General features: G+C 65.2%; 16 protein-coding genes. 12 read left to right on the forward strand and 4 right to left on the reverse strand.

Annotated features, from left to right (window positions below):
* The first annotated feature begins 51 nt into the window (after nt 1–51).
* Nucleotides 52–2,418, forward strand: coding sequence for an outer membrane protein assembly factor BamA (bamA, locus tag A7D17_RS10810; protein WP_064509075.1), 2,367 nt, complete (start codon nt 52–54; stop codon nt 2,416–2,418).
* A 78-nt stretch (nt 2,419–2,496) separates the two neighbouring features.
* Here bamA and A7D17_RS10815 read toward each other — a convergent pair whose 3' ends face one another.
* Entirely contained in the window at nt 2,497–2,688 is a 192-nt protein-coding gene (locus tag A7D17_RS10815; RefSeq protein WP_064509076.1) for a hypothetical protein, read from the reverse strand.
* Nucleotides 2,689–2,815: 127 nt separating this feature from the next.
* On the opposite strand from A7D17_RS10815, the gene lpxD reads away from it, so the two are divergent.
* The 9 genes from lpxD to A7D17_RS10860 all read left to right on the forward strand — a co-directional run bounded on the left by lpxD (nt 2,816) and on the right by A7D17_RS10860 (nt 13,683).
* Nucleotides 2,816–3,829, forward strand: coding sequence for a UDP-3-O-(3-hydroxymyristoyl)glucosamine N-acyltransferase (gene lpxD / locus A7D17_RS10820; RefSeq protein WP_064509077.1), 1,014 nt, complete (start codon nt 2,816–2,818; stop codon nt 3,827–3,829).
* Nucleotides 3,826–4,287 (forward strand): 3-hydroxyacyl-ACP dehydratase FabZ, encoded by a 462-nt coding sequence (gene fabZ / locus A7D17_RS10825; protein WP_064509078.1) that lies wholly within the window; start codon nt 3,826–3,828, stop codon nt 4,285–4,287. Before lpxD ends, fabZ begins: the two co-directional genes overlap by 4 nt.
* 23 nt (nt 4,288–4,310) lie before the next feature.
* Nucleotides 4,311–5,102, forward strand: coding sequence for an acyl-ACP--UDP-N-acetylglucosamine O-acyltransferase (lpxA, locus tag A7D17_RS10830; protein WP_064509079.1), 792 nt, complete (start codon nt 4,311–4,313; stop codon nt 5,100–5,102).
* A 29-nt stretch (nt 5,103–5,131) separates the two neighbouring features.
* A complete protein-coding gene (gene lpxB / locus A7D17_RS10835; protein ID WP_064509080.1) occupies nt 5,132–6,418 on the forward strand; it encodes a lipid-A-disaccharide synthase in 1,287 nt (428 codons plus the stop codon).
* Entirely contained in the window at nt 6,415–7,149 is a 735-nt protein-coding gene (locus A7D17_RS10840) for a ribonuclease HII (protein ID WP_064509081.1), read from the forward strand. The genes lpxB and A7D17_RS10840 overlap by 4 nt, the downstream gene beginning before the upstream one ends.
* A 477-nt stretch (nt 7,150–7,626) precedes the next feature.
* On the forward strand, nt 7,627–11,214 hold the full coding sequence (gene dnaE, locus A7D17_RS10845) for a DNA polymerase III subunit alpha (RefSeq protein ID WP_064509082.1): 3,588 nt from the start codon (nt 7,627–7,629) through the stop codon (nt 11,212–11,214).
* 157 nt (nt 11,215–11,371) lie between these two features.
* Entirely contained in the window at nt 11,372–12,331 is a 960-nt protein-coding gene (locus tag A7D17_RS10850) for an acetyl-CoA carboxylase carboxyltransferase subunit alpha (protein ID WP_064509083.1), read from the forward strand.
* Nucleotides 12,332–12,392: 61 nt separating this feature from the next.
* A complete protein-coding gene (locus A7D17_RS10855) occupies nt 12,393–13,148 on the forward strand; it encodes a tetratricopeptide repeat protein (protein WP_064509084.1) in 756 nt (251 codons plus the stop codon).
* An 85-nt stretch (nt 13,149–13,233) separates the two neighbouring features.
* Nucleotides 13,234–13,683 carry a hypothetical protein gene (locus tag A7D17_RS10860; RefSeq protein WP_064509085.1) on the forward strand — a complete coding sequence of 150 codons (450 nt, stop codon included), beginning with the start codon at nt 13,234–13,236 and terminating at the stop codon, nt 13,681–13,683.
* Nucleotides 13,684–13,958: 275 nt separating this feature from the next.
* On the opposite strand, the gene A7D17_RS10865 is transcribed toward A7D17_RS10860, so the two are convergent.
* Complete coding sequence (locus tag A7D17_RS10865) at nt 13,959–14,405, reverse strand: CopD family protein (RefSeq protein ID WP_029221660.1); 447 nt, start codon at nt 14,403–14,405, stop codon at nt 13,959–13,961.
* 72 nt (nt 14,406–14,477) lie between these two features.
* Between A7D17_RS10865 and A7D17_RS10870 the strand changes: the two genes are divergently transcribed.
* Nucleotides 14,478–15,080, forward strand: a complete 603-nt coding sequence (locus A7D17_RS10870; RefSeq protein ID WP_064509086.1) for a class I SAM-dependent DNA methyltransferase — start codon at nt 14,478–14,480, stop codon at nt 15,078–15,080.
* A 263-nt stretch (nt 15,081–15,343) separates the two neighbouring features.
* Nucleotides 15,344–16,687: a polyhydroxyalkanoate depolymerase gene (locus A7D17_RS10875; RefSeq protein WP_161946540.1), complete on the forward strand. Its 1,344-nt coding sequence runs from the start codon at nt 15,344–15,346 to the stop codon at nt 16,685–16,687.
* 515 nt (nt 16,688–17,202) lie between these two features.
* Here the strand turns inward: A7D17_RS10875 and A7D17_RS10880 are convergent.
* Both A7D17_RS10880 and A7D17_RS10885 read right to left on the reverse strand, forming a co-directional pair.
* Complete coding sequence (locus A7D17_RS10880; RefSeq protein ID WP_064509087.1) at nt 17,203–18,114, reverse strand: sensor domain-containing protein; 912 nt, start codon at nt 18,112–18,114, stop codon at nt 17,203–17,205.
* A complete protein-coding gene (locus A7D17_RS10885; protein WP_064509097.1) occupies nt 18,111–18,473 on the reverse strand; it encodes a PadR family transcriptional regulator in 363 nt (120 codons plus the stop codon). The genes A7D17_RS10880 and A7D17_RS10885 overlap by 4 nt, the downstream gene beginning before the upstream one ends.
* Nucleotides 18,474–18,799: the final 326 nt, after the last annotated feature.

Raw genomic sequence — 18,799 nt, forward strand, 5'->3', positions numbered from 1 at the left:
TCATACGCCGGCATCCAGCAACACCTGAAATCGACTCCAACCGGATGTGACATGACGCGTCTTCCCACTCGCCGCCTGCTTGCCCTCGCTCTTGCCGCCGGCCTCAGCCTGCCAGCCGTTGCCCTGGCCGCCGAGCCGTTCGTTGCCAGCGACATCCGCGTCGACGGCCTGCAGCGCATTGCATCCGGCACCGTGTTCACCTATCTGCCGGTGAACCGCGGCGACACCGTGGACGATGCCAAGGTGGCCGATTCGATCCGCGCGCTGTACCGCACCGGCTTCTTCGAGGACGTGCAGCTGGACCGCCAGGGCAACATCCTGGTGATCACGGTCAAGGAACGCCCGGCGATCAACAAGCTCACCGTGACCGGCAACAAGGACATCAAGTCCGAAGAGCTGCTCAAGGGCCTGGGCGACATCGGCCTGACCGAAGGCGGCACCTTCGATCGCCTGAGCCTTGACCGGGTGACCCAGGAACTGACCCGCCAGTACAACAATCGCGGCAAGTACAACGTCGAGATCACCCCGACGGTGAGCCCGCTGGACCGCAACCGCGTCGATGTGGCCATCGCGATCAAGGAAGGCAAGGCGGCCAAGATCCGCCACGTCAACCTGATCGGCACCGAGAAGTTCGCCAACGAGGACATCCTGGAGAACTGGGAGTCCAAGGAGCACAACTGGGCCTCGTGGTATCGCCGCGACGACCAGTACTCCAAGGAAAAGATGTCCGGCGACCTGGAGAAGCTCAACTCCTGGTACCTGGACCGCGGCTATGTGGACTTCAGCATCGACTCCACCCAGGTGTCGATCAGCCCGGACAAGCGCGACATGTTCGTCAGCGCCGGCGTCACCGAGGGCGAGCAGTACAAGATTTCCGAGATCAAGGTCACCGGCGACACCGTGCTGCCGCAGGCCGACATCGAGCGCCTGGTGATCCCCAAGGCCGGCGATATCTTCTCGCGTGCGTTGCTGGAGTACACCTCCGATGCGATCACCAACACGCTGAGCAACGTCGGTTACGCATTCGCCAAGGTCAACCCGATCCCGACCCCGAACCGCGAGGACCGCACCGTTGCGGTGAACCTGCAGGTGGTGCCTGGCCCGCGCGTGACCGTGCGCCGCATCCTCTACAAGGGCAACAGCCGCACCTCCGACGAGGTCTTGCGCCGCGAAATGCGCCAGTTTGAAAACACCTGGTATTCGCAGGCGGCGATCGACCGGTCCAAGATCCGTCTGCAGCGCCTGGGCTACTTCGAGTCGGTGAACGTGGAAACCCCGGCGGTGCCCGGCAGCAACGACCAGGTGGACGTGGTGTATGACGTCAAGGAAACCACCTCCGGCAGCTTCGTGTTCGGTCTGGGGTATTCGCAGAGCTTCGGTGTGACCACCTCGGTGCAGTTGTCGCAGAACAACTTCCTGGGCGGCGGTAATCGCGTGGCAGTGGAAGCCTCGCGCAGCACCTTCCAGCAGCGCTATGCGTTCTCCTACACCAATCCATTCTTTACCGACGACGGTGTGTCGCTGGGCTACAACCTGTCGTGGCGCTCGCTGGACTACTCGGACTTCAATACCGCGCAGTTCAACAGCAAGAACGGCTCGGCGCAGGTGGTGTTCGGCGTGCCGATCACCGAGAACGACACTGTCTCGGCGATGATCGGTATCGACAGCAACCAGATCACCACCTTCCCGGGCACCACGCCGCAGGCGATCGTCGATTACATCGATGCGATCGGCACGCGCACCTTCCATGCCTGGCGCAGTGAGCTCGGTTGGGCGCGCGATACCCGCAACGACTTCTTCATGCCCACCCGCGGCATGTACCAGCGCGTCGGCCTGGAAACCACCCTGCCCGGCTCCACGGTCGAGTACTACAAGCTCAACTACCAGATCTCCAATTACTGGCCGATCATTCCGGCACTGGTGTTGAACACGCGCTTCGAGCTGGGTTACGGCGATAGCTATGGCAACGACAGCACCCGCGTGGTGGCCGGCGCCAATGGCACCTCGCGCACCATCACTGCCACCGGCCTGCCGTTCTACGAGAACTTCTACGCCGGCGGTACCAACTCGGTGCGCGGCTTCGAGGACAACACCCTGGGTCCGCGTTCGGAGCCGATCAACGGCTTCAACCGCGGCCAGCCGCTGGGCGGCTCGTTCAAGACCGTCGGTTCGGTGGAAATGTACTTCCCGAAACTGTTCGACAGCCCGTCTGCGCGTATTTCGGCGTTTGTCGACTTCGGTAACGTCTACAGCGGCGTGGACAACTTCAAGGCCAACGAGTTGCGCGCCTCTACCGGTGTGGCGCTGTTGTGGCGCGCCCCGGTCGGCCCCATCTCGATCAGCTATGCGTTCCCGCTGAAGAAGGAAGACAACGACGAGATCGAACGCCTGCAGTTCACCTTCGGCGGCCAGTTCTAACGATTGGCACGCAAAACAATGGCGGCCCGGACGCTCGGGCCGCCATTGTTTGTTTGAACACCCTGGTGTGAAACAGACTTAGAAGTAGTTGCTCCAGACGTTGCCCAGGCAGCTGGCGGTGGCGCCCCAATCGGACGAGTCCACGCATTGCACCTGCTGGTCCCAGAAGCTCTGCGCATCGGCGCGCTGCTGCGCAAAGTCGTCAGCCGACGCGCTGCTGACAGCGCCCAGCAGGATCACACCGGCGAACATGGAGAGGAGGGATTTCATATGCTTCTTCCTGGGTTAGCCGCGCGGTTGCGGCCAGGCAACAGATACGCCTGACTGTTTAGCGCATTCTTGGCCATGTTTTTTTTCCGTAAAAACAGCCACTTACTGTTTACGCGAGGTTCACCTGATGTCTCTGACCGCCAGTGCGATTGCCGAACAATTGGGTCTGACCGTCGTTGGCGACGGCGCGACCGAAGTCACCGGGGTGGCGACACTGGCGCACGCCGGGGCAGGCCAGCTGAGCTTCCTGTCCAATCCGCGTTACCGGCCGCAATTGGCCGACACGCAGGCCGCCGTGGTCGTGGTGCGCGCCGAAGATGCCGAGGCCGCACGCGGCACCGTGCTGGTCGCCAAGGACCCGTACACCGCATTCGCCAAGATTGCGGCGCTGTTCGACGTGGCGCCGGTACGCGCGCCCGGCATCCATCCGTCGGCAGTGATCGACCCCACCGCGCAGGTCTCGCCGGGGGCCCATGTCGGCCCCTTCGTCAGCATCGGCGCACGTAGCCGTGTGGGCGATGGCTGCATCATCGGCACCGGCAGCATCATCGGCGAAGACTGCGTGGTGGACGATGGCAGCGAGCTGATCGCACGCGTCACCCTGGTCACCCGGGTGCGGCTGGGCAAGCGCGTGCGGATTCATCCCGGCGCCGTGATCGGTGCGGACGGCTTCGGCCTGGCGATGGACGCCGGCCACTGGATCAAGGTGCCGCAGCTGGGTGGCGTGGTCATCGGCGACGATTGCGAGATCGGCGCCAACACCTGCATCGATCGCGGCGCACTGGAAGACACCGTGCTGGAAGAAGACGTGCGCGTGGATAACCTGGTGCAGATCGCGCACAACTGCCGCATCGGCGCCCATAGCGCCATCGCCGGCTGCACCGGCATTGCCGGCAGCGCCAAGATCGGCCGCTATTGCCTGCTTGGCGGCCACGTCGGCGTGGTTGGTCACCTGGAGATCTGCGACAAGGTGGTGATCACCGGCAAGTCGGTGGTGCGCAATTCCATCCATGAGCCGGGCGAATATTCGTCCGGCACCCCCCTCACCGATAACCGCACGTGGCGCAAGAATGCCGCGCGCTTCAAACAACTCGATGCGCTGGCAAGGCGCATCCTGGCTGTGGGCAAGGAGAACGCATGAGTCACCCCGTTTACGAGCTGCCGATCGACGTCAACCAGATCCAGACGCTGATCCCGCACCGCTACCCGTTCCTGCTGATCGACCGGGTCATCGAGCTGGACCTGGAAACCAAGCGCATCGTCGGCCAGAAGAACGTCAGCATCAACGAGCCGTTCTTCCAGGGCCACTTCCCGACCCGCCCGGTGATGCCCGGCGTACTGATCATCGAAGCGCTGGCGCAGGCCGGCGGCGTGATGACCCAGCTCGGCCTGGGCCGCGATGCACTGTCCAAGCTGTTCTACATGGTCAAGGTCGACAACGCCCGCTTCAACAAGCAGGTGGTGCCGGGCGACGTGCTGATCCTGGAGGTGCAGATGAAGCGCCTGATCCGCAACATGGGATGCTATTACGGCGAGGCCAAGGTCAACGGCGAAGTCGTGGCCAGCGCGGAAGTCATGTGCGCCGGCGCCAAGGAATAATCCGTTTTTGGAGGTGAGAGACGATGCGTGATCAGGCACCCTTGATTCATCCCACCGCTGTCATCGATCCCGCGGCGCGACTGGCAGACGATGTGCGCGTTGGCGCGTTCTGCCTGATCGGTGCCGACGTGGAGATCGGCGCCGGCACCGAGGTGGGGCCGCATTGCTCGATCCACGGCCCCACCCGGATCGGACGCAACAACCGCTTCATCGGCCACGCCGCGATCGGCGGCGAACCGCAGGACAAGAAGTACGCCGGCGAGCGCACCGAACTGGTGATCGGCGACGGCAACGTGATCCGCGAATTCGTCACCATCAACCGCGGCACCGGCGGCGGCGGCGGCATCACCGTGATCGGCAACGACAACTGGATGCTGGCCTATACGCACGTGGCGCACGACTGCCATGTTGGCAACCATTGCGTGTTTTCCAACAACACCACCCTGGCCGGCCACGTCACCGTGGGCGACTACGTAATCATCAGCGGCTTTGCCGGCGCGCATCAGTTCTGCCGCATCGGCGCGCACGCCTTCCTGGGCATGGGCGCGCTGACCAACGGCGACGTGCCGCCGTTCACCATGGTCGGCAGCGAATCGCTCGGCCGCCCGCGCGGCATCAACAGCGAAGGCCTCAAGCGCCGCGGCTTCGATGCCGAGCGCATCACCGCCATCAAGCGCGCTTACCGTACGCTGTACGTCGCCGGCCTGCCGCTGGCCGACGCCAAACTGCAGCTCGCCGAACAGGCCAAGCGCAGCGACGACGTGCGCGGAATGCTCGAGTTCATCGAAGCGGCAGAACGGCCGTTGTTGCGATGACGGGAATCGGGAATCGGGAATCGGGAATCGTGGACGGCCAGCGAGACGGTCCGTCGGTCGACAGCGTTCCGACTGCACTACCGATTCCCCATTCCCCACTCCCGATTTCCGGCGCGCGGGCGCGCGCGCCACGTATCGCCCTGATCGCCGGCGAAGCTTCCGGCGACATTCTGGGCGCGGGTCTGATCGAGCAGTTGCGGCTGCGCTATCCGACTGCCGAATTTGTGGGTATCGGCGGCGATGCGATGCGCGGTGCGGGATGCCAGACCTGGTTCGATGCCAGCGAGCTGGCCGTGATGGGCCTGACCGAAGTGCTGCGCCATCTGCCGCGTCTGCTCAAGTTGCGCAGCGCGTTCCGCGAGCGCGTGCTGGCGTGGGAGCCGGATGTGTTCATCGGCATCGACGCGCCGGATTTCAATCTACCGGTGGAGCGCTGGCTCAAGCAGCGCGGCATCAAGACCGTGCATTACGTCAGTCCCTCGGTCTGGGCCTGGCGTGAAAAGCGTGCGGAAAAGATCGGCGCCAGTGCCGACCTGGTGCTGTGCCTGTTCCCGATGGAACCGCCGATCTATGCCAGACACGGCGTGGACGCGCGCTTCGTCGGCCACCCGATGGCCGACGACATCGCCTACCAGGCCGACCGCGAGGCCGCACGCGCCAAGCTGGGGTTGTCTGCCTCCAGCACCGTGCTGGCGGTGCTGCCAGGCAGCCGGCATGGCGAGATCAGCCGGCTCGGCGACACCTTCTTCCAGGCTGCCTGGCTGGTGTCCGAACACCTGTCCAACCTGCATGTGCTGGTGCCCGCCGCCAACCCGGGCTGCAAGCAATTGCTGGCCGAACAGCTATCGCGTTCTTCGCTGCCGGTGATGCGCTCGCACCTGCTCGACGGCCAGGCGCGCACGGCGATGCTGGCCGCCGACGTGGTGCTGCTGGCCTCCGGCACCGCGACGTTGGAAGCCATGCTGGTCAAGCGCCCGATGGTGGTCGGCTACAAGGTGGCGCCGCTGACCTACCGCATCGTCAAGACGCTGGGACTGCTCAAGGTCAACCGCTACGCGCTGCCCAACATCCTGGCCAACGACGACCTCGCCCCCGAGCTGATGCAGGACGACTGCACCCCGGAACGGCTCTGTGTGGCGCTGCTGGACTGGTTCAAGCACCCCGACAAGGTCGCCGCCCTGCAACCGCGGTATCTGGCCCTGCACGCGCAACTGCGCCGCGACGCCTCGGCGCGCGCGGCCGATGCGGTAGCGGAGCTGCTGACGCCGCCGGAATTGGGAATCGGGAATCGGGAATCGGCAGGAGCCAGGCCATGAAGCGCTCAAGCTCCCACGCTGCGATTGTCGTTCCGACGACGCAGGACTCGCTCTTCCACGATTCCCCAATCCCGATTCCCGATTCACGTTTGATCGCCGGCGTCGACGAAGCCGGCCGCGGTCCGCTCGCCGGTCCCGTCGCGGTGGCAGCGGTGGTGTTCGACCCGGGCAAGCCACGCATCAACGGGCTGGACGATTCCAAGCAGCTCAGCGCCGAGCGCCGCGAGCAGTTGTATGCGCGCATCATCGACCGGGCACTGGCGTGGTCGGTGGTGTTGATCGAGAGCGAAGAAATCGACCGCATCAACATCTACCAGGCCACCATGCTCGGCATGCGGCGCGCGGTGGAAGGGGTGGCGCATGTGGCCGGGTTTGCGCGCATCGATGGCAACCGCGTTCCCAAGGGGCTGCCCTGCCCGGCCGAGGCGCTGATTGGCGGCGATGCGCTGGACCGCGCCATCATGGCCGCCTCGATCGTGGCCAAGGTCACCCGCGACCGCCTGATGCATCAGCTGCATGCCCAGCACCCCGAATACCGCTTCGACCAGCACAAGGGATACAGCACCCCGACCCACCTGGCGGCCCTGCAGACCCACGGGCCGTGCCCGCAGCATCGCCGCAGCTTTGCGCCGGTGCGGTTGGCGCTGGAAAGCCGCTTGAGCCGGGACCGGGAACCGGGGACCGGAGACGCGGAACAGCTGCATGTCGTGCAGTTCGCCGCACCGCTGTAACACAGGGCGTTGCACCGCCCGGGCTTGGCAACTGGCCAAGCGTTGCATGCCGATCGGCCAGCGGCCTTGAAGCAGCGAACAAGGCCAATGCGCGGCCGCCATGCGCGCGCGGCCAGTGTCCGGAATCGGTATGTGCCAGGCGACACGCGGGGTCCTCGCGCCGTCTTGCCCTACTGGGGGACTGCTCGCCATGCGTTGGCAGTCGCTCCCGGCCAGCGCGCGACTGACCACCCTGATCACTCCGGAAGTCCAAAACCACGGCAGCCGCTGCAGCTGGCAGAGGCCATTTAAGACACGGACTGTTTTGCCCGCATAGCCCGGCAGCTTCCCAACGCCCATTCGGAAGCCCATCGACAGGCGATCCTGCGCCTCTCCCGGGCGCCCAGTCACGGGTCCCCGGTCCCGCCCAGCCACCTGTCAAGCCTTGTTCCTCCCCGCCCCCGCCGCTACCCTGCCCGGGCATCGTTCTGGTTCCGCATGTCCACTTCCCGTTTCGTCCATCTGCACGTCCACACCGAGTTCTCGCTGGCGGATTCCACTATCCGTGTGCCCGAGAAACCGGATCAGGCTGACCCGAAAAAGGCCAAACAGGCCAATCTGCTGAGCCGGGCGGTCGAACTCGACATGCCTGCGCTGGCGGTCACCGATCTCAACAACCTGTTCGCGCTGGTCAAGTTCTACAAGGCCGCCGAAGGCGTGGGCATCAAGCCCATCGCCGGCGCCGACGTAATGATTGCCACGCCGGACATGACGCCCTGGCGCATGACCCTGCTGTGCCGCGACCGCGAGGGTTACCTGAGCCTGTCGCGGCTGCTGACGCGCGCCTGGATGGAAGGCCACCGCCCCGAAGGCGGCGTGGCGATCCATCCCGAGTGGCTGCAGGCCGGCCACGCCAACCTGTTTGCGCTGGCCGGCCGCGACAGCCTGGCCGGGCGCCTGTTCAACGAAGGCCGTGCCGACCTGGCCGAGCAGCAGCTGGCCGACTGGCAGCGCGTGTTCGGCGATGGCCTGCATCTGGAACTGACCCGCACCGGCCGCGAGGGCGAGGAACGCTTCAACCAGTTCGCCTTGCATGCCGCCGGCGTGCGCGGGCTGCCGGTGGTGGCCAGCAACGATGTGCGCTTTCTCTACGCCAGCGACTTCAACGCGCACGAAGCGCGTGTGTGCATCTCCTCCGGCCGCGTGCTCGACGACCCCAAGCGCCCGCGCGACTACAGCGACCAGCAATACATGAAGTCCAGCGAGGAAATGGCGGCGCTGTTTGCCGACATCCCCGATGCGATCGACAACACCCACGCGCTGGCGCAGCGCTGCAATATCGAGATGCGCCTGGGCACCTACTTCCTGCCCGCCTACCCGGTGCCGGAAGACGAAACGCTGGACAGCTGGATCCGCAGCCAGTCGCGCGACGGTCTGGCCGCGCGCCTGGAAAAGAACCCGATCGCTCCGGGCAAGACCCGCCAGGACTATGTGGACCGGCTCGAATTCGAGCTGGACACCATCATCAAGATGGGTTTTCCCGGCTACTTCCTGATCGTGGCCGACTTCATCCAGTGGGGCAAGAATCAAGGCATCCCGATCGGCCCCGGCCGCGGTTCCGGTGCCGGCTCGCTGGTGGCCTGGGCGCTGCAGATCACCGACCTGGACCCGCTGCCGTACAACCTGCTGTTCGAGCGCTTCCTGAATCCAGAGCGCGTGTCGATGCCCGACTTCGACATCGACTTCTGCATGGACCGCCGCGACGAAGTCATCGACTACGTGGCGCGCAAATACGGCCGCGAGCGGGTCAGCCAGATCATCACCTACGGCACCATGGCCGCCAAGGCGGTGGTGCGCGATGCCGGGCGCGTGCTCGGCTTCTCGTACGGGCTGGTCGACAGCGTCGCCAAGCTGATCCCCAACATCCTGGGCATCACGCTCAAGGATGCGATGGGCGAAGGCAAGGATTCGGAGATGGCCTCGCCGGACCTGATCCAGCGCTATCAGGTCGAAGACGACGTGCGCGACCTGATGGACCTGGCGCGCCAGCTCGAAGACCTCACCCGCAACGCCGGCAAGCACGCCGGTGGCGTGGTGATCGCGCCCGATCCGCTGTCCGAGTTCTGCCCGCTGTTCGCCGAACACGACGAGGACGGGCGCGGCAAGAATCCGGTCACCCAGTTCGACAAGGACGATGTCGAAGCGGTGGGCCTGGTGAAGTTCGACTTCCTGGGCCTGCGCACGCTGACCATCATCGATTGGGCGGTCAAGGCGATCAACGTGCGCCACGCGCGCGCCGGCATCGACCCGGTGGATATCACCGCCATCCCGCTCGATGACGTGCCCACCTACAAGGGCGTGTTCGCCTCCGGCAGCACCGGGGCGGTGTTCCAGTTCGAATCCTCGGGCATGCGCCGCCTGCTCAAGGATGCGCGCCCGGACCGCTTCGAAGACCTGATCGCGCTGGTGTCGCTGTACCGCCCCGGCCCGATGGACCTGATCCCGGACTTCAACGCGCGTAAGCACGGCCAGCAGGAGATCGTGTATCCGGATCCGCGCACCGAAGCCATCCTGAAAGACACCTACGGCATCATGGTGTATCAGGAGCAGGTGATGCAGATGGCGCAGATCGTCGGCGATTACTCGCTGGGCGGCGCCGACCTGTTGCGTCGAGCAATGGGCAAGAAGGTGCCGGCCGAAATGGCCAAGCACCGCGAAATCTTCCGCGAAGGCGCGGCCAAGGGCGGAGTGAGCGCGGCCAAGGCCGACGAAATCTTCGACCTGATGGAGAAGTTCGCCGGCTACGGCTTCAACAAGTCGCACGCCGCCGCCTACGCACTGGTCAGCTACCAGACCGCCTGGCTGAAGCGGCATTACCCGGCCGAATTCATGGCCGCGACCTTGTCCTCGGACATGGACAACACCGACAAGGTGGTCGGCTTTCTCGATGAGGTGCGCAACCTCGGCCTCACCGTCAAGCCGCCGCGCGTCAACGAATCGGCCTACATGTTCGAGGCCGCCAGCCCAGACACCATTCAATACGGCCTGGGCGCGATCAAGGGCGTCGGCCAGGGCGCGTGCGAGGCGATCGTCGAAGAACGCCAGCGCGGCGGCCCCTACACCACGCTGCTGGATTTCTGCACGCGCGTGGGCACCGCAAAGCTCAATCGCCGCACGCTGGAAGCAATGATCAATGCCGGCGCGATGGACGGCCTGGGCAAGAACCGCGCCTCGCTGATGCTGCAGTTGCCCGAGGTGATGAAGGCCACCGAGCAGATGGCGCGCGAACGCGCCTCGGGCCAGAACTCGCTGTTCGGCGGCCCGGACCCGAGCGCGCCGGCGATGCGGCTGGACCTGCCAGAAAGCAAGGAATGGCCGCTGGGCCAGCTGCTCACCGGCGAGCGCGAAACGCTAGGCTTCTACCTCAGCGGCCACCCGTTCGACCCGCACCGCGAGGAAGTGCGCGAGCTGGTCGGCTGCGACCTCGGCGCGCTGGAAAAGATCCTGGCCTCGCAACAACGCGGCGGCGGTGGTGGCGGCGATGGCGAAAAACGCGCCTGGCGCCCGGAAGTCAGCGCGATCCTGGCCGGCCAGGTGGTCGGCGTACGCCGCAAGGGCGACAGCCAGGTGTTCGTGCAGCTCGAAGACGGACGCGGGCGGGTGGAATGCAGTGCGTTCTCCGATGCCATGGCCGAGTTCGGGCATCTGCTGACCCGCGACCGCATCCTGATCGTCAAGGGCGGCCTGCGCGAGGACGAATTCAACGGCGGCTACAGCCTGCGCATCCGCCAGTGCTGGGACTACGAACAGATCTGCGCCGACCACGCACAGCGGCTGTCGCTACGCCTGGACCTGCGCGAGAAGCAGGCCTTCAAGCGCATCGACGCGCTGCTGGCCAAACACCGCCCCGGCAAGACGCCGCTGCGCCTGGACCTGCTGCTGCGCGCACCCAGCGGCGGCGTGGCCGGCATGCTCGACCTCAATGGCACCCATTCGGTGCGCATCGACCAGCAGCTGATGGACAGCCTGCGCGCCGACCCGGCGGTGCGGACGGTGAAGATCAAGTACAGCCCTCCGTGGGCGTGAGAATGGGGAATCGGGAATGGGGAATCGCAAGAGCGAGGCGCCGATCTCCTGCTCTGATTCCCGATTCTCCATTCCCGATTCCGCTCCCAACGCCCCCGTACGGGCCAGCCACACCGCTTGGGCTACACTCCCCGCCTTACGTTGACGACGCCATTGCATGAATCCTAACTACCTCGACTTCGAGCAACCCATCGCCGATCTGGAAGCCAAGATCCAGGAACTGCGCAACGCCAGTACCGGGCCTGCAGTCAACGTGGAGACCGAGGTGCGGGCGCTGCGCGACAAGGCTCGCGTGCGCACCGCACAGATCTTCCGCGACCTGTCGTCGTGGCAGATCTCGCAGCTGGCGCGCCACCCGCAGCGCCCGTACACGCTGGACTACATCAACACCATCTGCGACGAGTTCCAGGAGCTGGCCGGCGACCGCGCCTATGCCGATGACAAGGCCATCGTCGGTGGCCTGGGCCGTATCGACGGGCGCCCGGTGGTCATCATCGGCCACCAGAAGGGCCGCGACACCAAGACCAAGGTGGCGCGCAACTTCGGCATGCCGCGCCCGGAGGGCTACCGCAAGGCGCTGCGCCTGATGAAGCTGGCCGAACGCTTCCGCCTGCCGCTGCTGACCTTCATCGACACCCCCGGCGCGTATCCCGGCATCGGTGCCGAAGAACGTGGCCAGTCCGAGGCGATCGCGCGCAACCTGCTGGAAATGGCCGAGCTCAAGATCCCGGTGATCTGCACGGTGATCGGTGAAGGCGGCTCCGGCGGCGCGCTGGCGATCGGCGTGGGCGACCGCACCCTGATGCTGGAATACGGCACCTATTCGGTCATTTCGCCCGAAGGCTGCGCCTCGATCCTGTGGAAGGACGCGGCCAAGGCCAAGGACGCCGCCGAACAGCTGGGACTGACCGCCAAGCGCCTGAAGGGCCTGGGCCTGGTCGACAAGGTCATCCGCGAACCCACCGGCGGCGCGCACCGCAACCCCGAGCAGATGGGCAAGCGCCTGAAGGCGGTCCTGCTCAACGAACTGGACGCACTGGAAAAGATCCCGGTGGAAACCTTGCTGCAACGACGCTACGAGCGGCTGCGCAGCTACGGTGCCTACGAAGGGCATTGATCCGCGTGCACGATGACCGGCCGCGCCGAGTGTGCGGCCATGGAAAGGATGCCTCACCCGCATGTCTCCACTTCTGCTGATTTCGCTGTTGTTGCAGGCCGCCTGCTGCGTCCACGTTGTGCGCAGCGGGCGCCCGCTGTACTGGATCTTCCTGCTGCTGGCGTTTTCGTTGCTGGCGGTGCTGGTCTATGTGTTCGTGGCGGTGGTTCCCGACCTGCGCAACGACCCCAACGCGCGCCGCAGCCTCAAGCGCGTGCGCAACACCCTGGATCCGCAGCGCGAACAGCGCGATGCCTCGCGTCGGCTGGATGTGGCCGACACCCCGGAAAATCGTCGCCAGCTCGCTGAAAGCCTGCTGGCACGCGGGGATTACGCGCAGGCCGCCGAGCATTACCAGGGCGCGCTGCGCGGGCTGTACCGCGATGATCCGCACCTGATGCTGGGCCTGGCCAAGGCCCAGTTCGGGCTGGGCCAGCCGCAGCAGACGCGCCAGACCCTGGACGCACTGATCGCGGCCAACCCCGGCTTTCGTTCGCACGACGGGCATCTGCTGTATGCGCGTGCCGTCGAGGACAGCGGCGACACCGATGCCGCGCTGCACGAGTACGAGACGCTGGCGCAGGGGTATCCGGGCGAAGAGGCGCGCGTGCGCTATGCGCAGCTGCTGCAGCGCACCGCGCGCAACGACCAGGCCAAGGCAGTGTACGAACAGGTGCTGCGCCATGCCGCCGCCTCGCCCAAGCATTACCAACGCGAGCAACGCGCCTGGGTCGACCTGGCACGCAAAGGCCTGCGCGAGCTGGACACCGGCGCGTAATCGCCGGCCGCTCCAGGCGTCATCTGGGGACAACTACAGCGACGCGCATTCGAACAATGGGCCCCGCGCGACCAAGGCGACCAGCATGCCCAGAAAACCCGACATCGAGGCGGGCCTGAAGGCCGAGATCGACCATCTGCTGGCGCTGTCCACGCACGCGTTTCGCAGCGGCGCCCTGGCGGACTCGCTGGCCCTCGGATTGCAGGCGTGGGCGCTGATCCCAGAGCCCAAGCAGGCCTGGGATTACTACCCGCAAAGCCTGTCGGCGAGCTTCGTGACGGACTACGCCGATCTGGGCGATGAGGACAACGTGCGTAAATGGATCGAGGTGATGGCGCTGATGTACGACGATCCGGATCACACCGATCATCTCGTGCTGATGACCGAAGGCGAAGCACTGCTGCAGCTCGGAAATGAAGCCGACGCCCGCGCTGTGTTCGGGAAAATTTACGCGCTGTACGGCAAAAAAGGCTTTGCCGGACACCAGAAGCGCTATCTGGACTTGCATCTCGAGCAACAGCACAACGACGCATAACGCACCGCTACGGTTGCCATGCGGTCGTTTTGCGCCTCATCGCTCGCGGTTGCATCGACGAGCGTGCCGCTGCAGCTGATCCGTTTTTACCGTCACTGCATGAACGCGACGCGCCGGGGCATGACTGCGCACAGCCCATCTCGACCCCGTCTGTGGAGGCAGTCCTGCGCTTGCGACGCCGGTCCTGCCGTGGGCCAGCTCGCGCTCAACGCCCTCGCGCTCGGTGACGTCGCCAGCGAGTCCAGCAAGCCTGCATAACCCCGCTGTGGCCTAGCTCAAAACGGCTTGGCCAACACCAGCCAGATCACGCCCACCAGCAGGATCACCGGCACTTCATTGAACCAACGCAGGGCCCGACCACCGGGCACGGCACGTCCCTGTTCGGCGCCTTTGACCCAGCGGCCGGACACGATGTAGTGGGCAAGAATCAGGGCCACTGCAAACAGCTTGGCGTGCAGCCAGCCGCCGGCCACCATCGTCGGGAAATCCGGTATCACCCGGTAGCCCTGCCACAGCACCGCGCCCAGCAGCAGCGCCAGGCCGAGCATGCTGTGGCCGAACGTGTACAGCCGCCGCCCCATCAGCACCAGGCGCGCGCGCACCGCGGTGTCGTTGCCGGCTTCGGCGATATTGACCAGGATGCGCGGCAGGTAGAACACCGCGGCCATCCAGGCGATGACGAACAACAGGTGGAAGGTCTTGATCCACAGATACAAGGTCATGCGCTGGCTCCGCTGGCTCGCGTAGGATGGCCCGCATTTTCACCTATCCAGGGGCGCGAAAGCGCGTCACATATGTCCACGCCCGATCACAAACAGTACGACGCCGCCTATTTCACCCGCTGGTACCGCAACGCGGGCCTGTCCGACCCGGCGCGCCTGCGACGCAAGGTCGCACTGGCCGTCAGCCAGGCCGAGTACTACCTGGAGCGCCCGATCCGCAGCGTGCTGGATGTGGGCTGCGGCGAAGGCGCATGGCGCGCCCCGCTGCTGGCGCTGCGCCCCAAGCTCAGCTATCTGGGGTTCGACAGCAGCGCCTACGCCGTGCAGCGCTATGGCCGCAGCCGCCAGATCCATCCAGCCCGTTTCGGCGACTTCGCCTGGCTGCGCCCGTGCGCGCCGGTGGACCTGGTGATCTGTTCGGACGTCCTGCATTACGTGCCCACCCGCGAATTCAACCAGGGGCTGCCGGGGCTGGCCGAACTGTGCGCAGGCGTCGCCTTCCTGGAGACCTTTGCACAGGAAGACGCATTCGAAGGCGACCACGACGGCTTCCAGCCGCGGCCGGCGCGCTGGTATCGCAAGCGCTTTGGCAGCGTGGGATTCACCGCGCTGGGATCGCATTGCTGGTTATCGGCGCAGCTGGCCAATGAGGTGTCGTCGCTGGAGCGCGGTTGAGGAGGGTGTTGGCGGCTTGAAGCACGCATTGCGTGTAGCTTCGCTCCGCACCCTCACTCCACCCCCGCTCCGCGCCCCGGCCCGCGCTTGCGGCGCGGGCGCTCCAAGGCACGCGCGCCATGGCACGCGCGCCATGGCGCGCAAGCGGTGCCTTCTCGCCCCGCAGGAGAGGGGCCCTGTCCACGGAAGGCCTGTTGCCATATTTCGTGTGACAGCCTCAACCGTCCGCAGCCCCATTAAGGTGCAAATGCGCCAAAACCGGTATGCTGCGTGGCAGCAAAACCGCACGGATGGGTGGAATGCTTTATCAACTGCATGAGCTGACCCGCAATCTGCTAGCCCCCTGGGTGCATCAGGCCCAGGCGAACGCCAAGATGTTTTCCGACCCCGACAGCCTGTGGGCCTCGCTCCCGGGCGCCGAACGCATGGCTGCCAGCAACGAGCTGTTCCACCGGCTGGGCAAGGAATACGAAAAGCCTGCCTGGGCGCTGGACGATGTCGAAGTGGACGGCCATTCGCTGCCCATCATCGAGCGCGAAGTGCTGAGCAAGCCGTTCTGCCGCCTGCTGCGCTTCAAGCGTTTCAGCGACCATGTCGAGCTGATCGGCAAGATGAAGGAGCAGCCGGCGGTGCTGGTGGTGGCCCCGTTGTCCGGCCACCACGCCACCCTGTTGCGCGACACCGTGCGCACCCTGCTGCGCAACCACAAGGTCTATGTGACCGACTGGGTGGACGCGCGCATGGTCCCGCTGGAGGCAGGCGCGTTCCGGCTCGAGGACTACATCACCTACATCCAGGAGTTCATCCGCCACATCGGCGCAGAGCGCCTGCATGTGGTGAGCGTGTGCCAGCCTACCGTACCGGTGCTGGCGGCAGTGTCGCTGATGGCCAGCAACAACGAGCCCACCCCGCGCTCGCTGGTGATGATGGGCGGGCCGATCGATGCGCGTCGCAGCCCCACCCAGGTCAACAACCTGGCGACGGAAAACGGCATCGAGTGGTTCCAGAACAACCTGATCCACACCGTGCCGTTCCCGTATCCGGGCCACGGCCGTCAGGTATATCCGGGCTTTCTGCAGCACGCCGGTTTCCTGTCGATGAACCCCAACCGGCACGTGATGTCGCACTGGGATTTCTACACCGACCTGGTCAAGGGCGACCTGCAGGATGCGCAAGCGCACCGGCAGTTCTACGACGAGTACAACGCCGTGCTCGACATGCCGGCGGAGTATTACCTGGACACGATCCGCGTGGTGTTCCAGGAATTCCTGCTGCCGCAGGGCAAGTGGAAGGTGGATGGCCAGCTGGTCAAGCCCTCTGCAATCCGCAATACCGCCTTGCTGAGCATCGAAGGCGAGCTGGACGACATTGCAGGCCTGGGCCAGACCGAAGCCGTGCACGATCTGTGCACCGGCATCGACGCGGCGCACCGCCGCCATCTGGTGGTGGAAGGTGCCGGCCATTACGGCATTTTCAGCGGCCGCCGCTGGCGCGAAGTGGTGTACCCGCAGGTGCGCGAGTTCATCGCCCGCTACGATGCCGACCCTGTGGGCAGCCGCGATCCGGCCACCGTCACCCCGATCCGCAAGCGCGGCAAGCGCGCCTGATCGGATGAAAAAAGCGCCTTGATCGATCTCGATCAAGGCGCTTTTTTTTGCACAGTTTCCCGGTTCAGACGAAGACTAAAGCTCCGCCTGCATGTGTGCGCGCTGCCCTAACCAGCAACCTCGGTGGGTGGTCGTGCCTCAAGGCGCCTGCCGCGTGAGTTGTAGCTGACACGGGGATGCATCGTTACTGGATACGTGCATCATGCATGGCCTGCGCCATGCACACCGACCATCTCGCTGATGCATGCCTGCCCCACCGTCACGGAGCTTTTGTGTCAGGGATGCGCATAGAGCCTGCAAACACGTAGGTGCGACCTATCGCGCAAGGGTGGGCAGGCAAGCCCCCGCAGCCAGGCCGCAAGCCGCTCTGCAATGAGTCAAACGGCGCTAGCCAATCACTTGCACGGCAACACGGCTTTACGTCGTTGCATCTTACGGGTGCTGCGCTGCAGACCACGCGGCAGCGGAGAGGCTCGCAGCCACCTACCACTCGTCCCCGCAACCACACCTCGCACTCAACCCTCGCCGCTCTTGACCAGCAAATGCTTGGCGAACATGCCGTGCAGCTTGCCGAAGGCGCGCGCCAGATGCAGCGTCACGAACATCAACAGCACGCCCATCCCGAACAAGGGCAGCGTCAGCCAGGAACCGGTGATGTCCACGCCATCCCAGGTCAGCACTGCCGTCGTGTCGAACAAGGCGATGAAGGGTGAAGCGGCCAGTCCCAGCGAGAGCGACAGCAGCGTGATGAACACGGTGAAGTAGACGATGCCCAGCGGCAGCATCAGCAGGAAGTACAGCATCGTGCTCCAGGTGCGCGCATCGGTGAACATCGCACCGATGCGCTGCAGCCAGCCGCCTTGGGCACCGGGATGCTGCGGGCGGCGTGGCATGCGCACCCCCAGCAAGGCCTCTACCACGCGTCCTTCCACCAGCGACAGCACCCGCACCGAGCCGAAGAACAGCACCAGCAGCGGTACGCCGATGATCAGGATCAACAGGCCCAATGACAGGCTGGTGCCGGTGACCACCCAGGTGAAATAGAAGACGCCGGTGACCAGCGACAGCAGCATGTAGAACAGCGCGCCATAGGTCCGCGGGTCGGCCGCCACGCCGAAGAATTTGCCCAGCCACGTACTGCGCCGGGGCGGCAGCGGCGGACGCAACGCGCGGCTCACCGTGACTTCGGTTTCGCGATAGATCTCGGCCACTTCCTCGGGCGCCCCGTAGCTGCCGGCCACGCCTGCAATGACGTCGGCTTCGCTCTTGCCCTTCTGCTCTGCCAGTTCGGCACGCAGATATTCTTCGGCGTCGTAAAGCGCGTCCTGGATCATGGCCGGGTCGGCACCGGACAGCGCCTGGCGCAACTGCACCAGATAATCGGGAATGGTGGTCGGTAACGGACGTAGGTGTGCGGTCGTCATCATGAGCGGGTTCCCTCCAGCACGGAATCAACGGAATCACGGGTGGCACGCCAGGCGGCGGTCCAGTCGCGCAGGCAGTCACGCCCGCTCTCGGTCATGCGGTAATAGCGTCGCGGCGGCCCGGAGGCCGATGGCTCGACATGGCTCTGCAGCAACCCCGCCCCTTCCAGGTTGCGCAGCACCGGATACAACGCACTCTGTTTGCCGCTGAGCACGCCCTCCAGACCTTCCAGCCGTTTGGCGATCAGATAGCCGTACAGCGGCTCCCCGGCCTGGGCCAGCACCGCCAGCAAGGCCAACGACACCGTGCCGGCACTGAGTTCCTTCTGGAACTTCCTCAGATGGACATCCGGCTCGCTCATCGCCATCTCCCGCTAGGTTGAAGGCAATGCTATGTAGAAGTTGGGTATAGCGGATGTGCTGGTAGTCATGGGAATCGGGAATCGCTGGAGCAGCCTTGCCCTGGCTGAGAAAAGTTGGAATCGCACGCTTTTTCGATTCCCGATTCCCGATTCCCGCCGGTCGCGTCCGTTTCTGCAAACCCGAGCGAGTTCATGAGCTTAGGGAAGGTCTGAACAACTCCATCTGATACTGCCACAATGGATCAACGAACCGAGCGGACGATCTCGATGCAGCTGAGCTTTGGCGACGCGGAGTACAACGGCAAGCGCAAGCAGACACGGCGCGA

It is taken from the genome of Xanthomonas floridensis (genome assembly GCF_001642575.1).
Lineage (GTDB): Bacteria > Pseudomonadota > Gammaproteobacteria > Xanthomonadales > Xanthomonadaceae > Xanthomonas > Xanthomonas floridensis.

What these genes read in the sequence shown, in the direction of transcription:
- bamA (WP_064509075.1), top strand. Translation starts at nt 52, where the DNA reads ATGACGCGTCTTCCCACTCGCCGCCTGCTTGCCCTCGCTCTTGCCGCC.
- A7D17_RS10815 (WP_064509076.1), bottom strand. Translation starts at nt 2,688, where the DNA reads ATGAAATCCCTCCTCTCCATGTTCGCCGGTGTGATCCTGCTGGGCGCT.
- lpxD (WP_064509077.1), top strand. Translation starts at nt 2,816, where the DNA reads ATGTCTCTGACCGCCAGTGCGATTGCCGAACAATTGGGTCTGACCGTC.
- fabZ (WP_064509078.1), top strand. Translation starts at nt 3,826, where the DNA reads ATGAGTCACCCCGTTTACGAGCTGCCGATCGACGTCAACCAGATCCAG.
- lpxA (WP_064509079.1), top strand. Translation starts at nt 4,311, where the DNA reads ATGCGTGATCAGGCACCCTTGATTCATCCCACCGCTGTCATCGATCCC.
- A7D17_RS10840 (WP_064509081.1), top strand. Translation starts at nt 6,415, where the DNA reads ATGAAGCGCTCAAGCTCCCACGCTGCGATTGTCGTTCCGACGACGCAG.
- dnaE (WP_064509082.1), top strand. Translation starts at nt 7,627, where the DNA reads ATGTCCACTTCCCGTTTCGTCCATCTGCACGTCCACACCGAGTTCTCG.
- A7D17_RS10850 (WP_064509083.1), top strand. Translation starts at nt 11,372, where the DNA reads ATGAATCCTAACTACCTCGACTTCGAGCAACCCATCGCCGATCTGGAA.
- A7D17_RS10855 (WP_064509084.1), top strand. Translation starts at nt 12,393, where the DNA reads ATGTCTCCACTTCTGCTGATTTCGCTGTTGTTGCAGGCCGCCTGCTGC.
- A7D17_RS10860 (WP_064509085.1), top strand. Translation starts at nt 13,234, where the DNA reads ATGCCCAGAAAACCCGACATCGAGGCGGGCCTGAAGGCCGAGATCGAC.
- A7D17_RS10865 (WP_029221660.1), bottom strand. Translation starts at nt 14,405, where the DNA reads ATGACCTTGTATCTGTGGATCAAGACCTTCCACCTGTTGTTCGTCATC.
- A7D17_RS10870 (WP_064509086.1), top strand. Translation starts at nt 14,478, where the DNA reads ATGTCCACGCCCGATCACAAACAGTACGACGCCGCCTATTTCACCCGC.
- A7D17_RS10875 (WP_161946540.1), top strand. Translation starts at nt 15,344, where the DNA reads ATGCTGCGTGGCAGCAAAACCGCACGGATGGGTGGAATGCTTTATCAA.
- A7D17_RS10880 (WP_064509087.1), bottom strand. Translation starts at nt 18,114, where the DNA reads ATGATGACGACCGCACACCTACGTCCGTTACCGACCACCATTCCCGAT.
- A7D17_RS10885 (WP_064509097.1), bottom strand. Translation starts at nt 18,473, where the DNA reads ATGAGCGAGCCGGATGTCCATCTGAGGAAGTTCCAGAAGGAACTCAGT.